General features: G+C 67.3%; 3 protein-coding genes. 2 read left to right on the top strand and 1 reads right to left on the bottom strand.

Annotated elements, in window-relative coordinates; genetic code table 11:
• Positions 1-127: 127 nt before the first annotated feature.
• The gene (locus VM221_11165; GenBank protein ID HUT75375.1) at positions 128-793 is read left to right on the top strand and encodes a peptidoglycan recognition family protein; all 666 of its coding nucleotides are present in this window, start codon (positions 128-130) and stop codon (positions 791-793) included.
• Positions 794-818: 25 nt separating this feature from the next.
• Here the strand turns inward: VM221_11165 and VM221_11160 are convergent, their stop codons facing one another.
• Complete coding sequence (locus tag VM221_11160; protein HUT75374.1) at positions 819-2,138, bottom strand: HEAT repeat domain-containing protein; 1,320 nt, start codon at positions 2,136-2,138, stop codon at positions 819-821.
• A gap of 193 nt (positions 2,139-2,331) precedes the next feature.
• Here VM221_11160 and VM221_11155 point away from each other — a divergent pair.
• On the top strand, positions 2,332-3,116 hold a 785-nt coding region (locus VM221_11155; protein HUT75373.1), incomplete at its 3' end, for a carboxypeptidase-like regulatory domain-containing protein.

The following is a 3,116-nucleotide window of genomic DNA, read 5'->3' as shown; positions in this document are numbered from 1 at the left end:
TCGCCGCACCGCTTCATCTGGAAGCTTTTGGGGCGCTACTGAAGCCCCAAGCCACTACTGCACCGACGTCGCGGTGGCGTATGCTGTACGCATGAACCGCCACACCCACGCCGTCAGGAGGGTCGCGGTGGCGCTCGCGCTCTGCGCGAGCCTCTCCGCGGCCCTTCTCCTGCTCGCCGCCCTCGCCCCGGCTTCGGCCGCCGCGACCACGGCGGCCGACATCAAGCCGCCGATCGTCAAGAAGTACATCAGCTTCGGCGCCACACGCCGCGCGCAGATGGCCGGCTACAGCAAGCGCCACTACCACCAGCACACCTACTGGCTCACCAAGCCCAAGGTCGTCGTGCTCCACCACACCGCCGGCGCGCAGTGGCAGAGCGCCTGGTGGACCTTCCAGAACAACACTGCCTACAACCACGAGAAGCCGGGCGTCGCCGCGCACTTCATCATCGGGAAGGGCGGCACCATCTACCAGTGCGTGCCCCTGTCTCTGCGCGGTCGCCACGCCATCGGCATGAACTGGACGGCGATCGGCATCGAGTTCGTACAGGAGACCAAGAGGGGCAGGGACGGCCACTGGATGGACCGCCAGATCCTCGCACGCGACAAGCAGATGCGCGCCGGCCTCCGGCTGGTGCGCTACCTCAAGCTGCGCTTCGCGATCAAGAAGACCAACATCATCGGTCACGCGATGGCCGACAAGTCACGCTACTTCCGCGACTACACCGGCGCCAAGAACTACGCCGGCGATTGGTACGCGGCGGAAGTCAGGAAGTTCCGGGCGCGGCTGTAGGGTCGCCCCAGCCCGTCTCGAGACCTTACGGATCCCAGATCGACCCGGACTTCTGCGCAGCGCGTTGCCGGTGCGCCCAGTGCAGAGCGGCGGCGGCCTCCTGGCGCACTTGCGGGTCGACGTGCGTGAGCTGGGCCGCGACCGTCTCGAGAGCCGCCTGCGAACCCAGCCTGCCCAGCCCTCGCAGCGCCTGCCGAACGATGAACGTGTCGGGGTCCAGGGTCAGACGGTGCAGATAGGGCAGCGCGGCGCGATCTCCCAAGCTGGACAATGCGCCGATCGCACAGATGCGATTGATGCTGTCGTCGGACAAGGCCGCCCGCGCCAGCGGCACGAGCGCCCGCATATCGGCGAATCTGCCCAGGGCGTACAAGGCTTCGTCTTCGAGTTCCTCTTCGCGAAGAGCATCGTACACGACGTCGAAGCCCCGATTGTCGCCGATGACGCCGAGCGCGTCGATCGCGTACGCGCGCAGCATGAGCGGCTCGTTTTCGTCGTCGGCGCAGCGGGCGAGACTCTCGACAGCCCTCGAGTCGCCGATACGGCCGAGCGAAAGCGCCGCCGCCTGACGCAGACCATCCGTGTTCCAGTGGTTCCATGGCGCGCTCACCCACACCGGGACGACCTTGTCTCTCGATCTATCTCTGGAGAAGCCCTCGGCGGCGCCGGCATCGCTCATGACCTCGAGATACGCCTCGGCATCGTCGGCGAGACCACGCTCGTAGGGCACGACCAGGGACTCGAGAGACGCAGTGCTGCGCTGCGAAGCAGCGTCGCCGTACCCACTGTCCTCGGGCTGCAGGACCTCCCCGTACGCCTCGACACCGGGCAGAGACAGCGAGAGCTGGTCGGGATGAGGCGCGTATGGGTCATCGAACTGCCCCCGAGTCAGAATGCGCAACAGACCCGGCACTGCCTCCGAGCAGAGACGCGACCCGAGCATCAGCGTGGCGGCCAGCTTGACGCCGTCGTCAGAGTCGTCCAGCGCGCGCACCAGATGGCGATCGGCGGAGCGCGCCCCGACATGCCCCAGGACCAAGGTGGCAGCGGCCCGCGCGGCAGGAATGGGGCTGGAGACAAGGCACTCGATGACCGGATCCTGCGCCGGCCGGCCGATCCGCATCAGCGTCCACCAGGCACGCTGTCCGCGCTCGGTGAGATCGTCCCGCATGAAGGCGACGAGAGGCTCCACGGCTTTCTCACCCAGAGACACGAGGGCGAAGTGCGCCGCGCGGATCGCGTCCCGCCGCCGCGCGAAACGAAGCGCGCGCGTCAGGCCGGTGACGTCGTCGGCCGCGGCCAAGGCACGAATATCTTCAGGCAGGAAGCGCAGAGGAGGCTCCATCCAAGGGTCTTGGGGGTCGGCCCGCACGAGTCGCGATGCCATGCGAAACGCGTGTGAACCAAGGACTGATTGTAGCAGACGCGAACGAGTAGGCCTTGAGTCGCCAGCGGCACTGGTCCTATACTGCGCGAATGCGATGCTTCAGCCTGCCGCCGCGGCCGCAGGGATGACTCCCAAGGAGGCCAGAGCCAGAATGGGACCGCTTAGAATGCTGCTACTCGCTGCTGTCGCCGTGCTCATCGTCGCGAGCCCTGCCGGGGCCAGCCCATACGACATCACCATCGAGAAGAGCGCGGCGCCCGCTGAAAGCGCTGCCGCCGGCAGCGGCTCCCTCGGGCGCAACAGCCAAACTCCGGCGTCGATGCGGACGAATGACGCGAGCGGCGCCGGCGACATTGCCCCCCGCATCCCCCAGCGCGCCGTCGCAAGCGGCACATGTACGGTGGCTGGCATCGTGCTCGACTACGCCGGTTCCCCGGTGGGCGGCACCGATATCGAGCTGAGCTACCGCGGCGCCACGGGGAGCTACACCGGCTACACCATGGCGACCACCGCACCCGACGGCACATTCAGCTTCAGCGACGTGCCGCTCACCAGCGCCGGCAGACTCTGGACATGGCGCTCGGGCATGGAGTACCGGCGCCACAACCTCGTCTTCGGGCCGGGCACGAACTACTACGCCCTACGCCCTGGGCAGGTCCTGATACAGGCCACGCGCTCCGCCGATCCATCGTGGGCCGACTGGGAGTCCATGTGGGTGGAGTGCTACGGCGGAAAAGGCACCGCCGACCGCGAGGTAGTTGGGACCTCCGGCTACGCCTACGCGATGGAGCCCTCCTTCAACTACATCGTGGTCAACTTCTGGGCCAACGAGGCCGCGGAGGGCGAGCTTCTGAACCCTCTCCCCGTGACCGCGGGCGCTATCTCTCAATGGCCGATCAACGTGGACGAGGACGTTGCCAGGCGCATCCGCGTAAG

The sequence above is a fragment of the Armatimonadota bacterium genome (assembly GCA_035527535.1).
Taxonomy (GTDB): Bacteria; Armatimonadota; Hebobacteria.
Note: the sequence above shows the minus strand (reverse complement) of the source record. Positions and strands in the feature narration are given on the sequence as shown.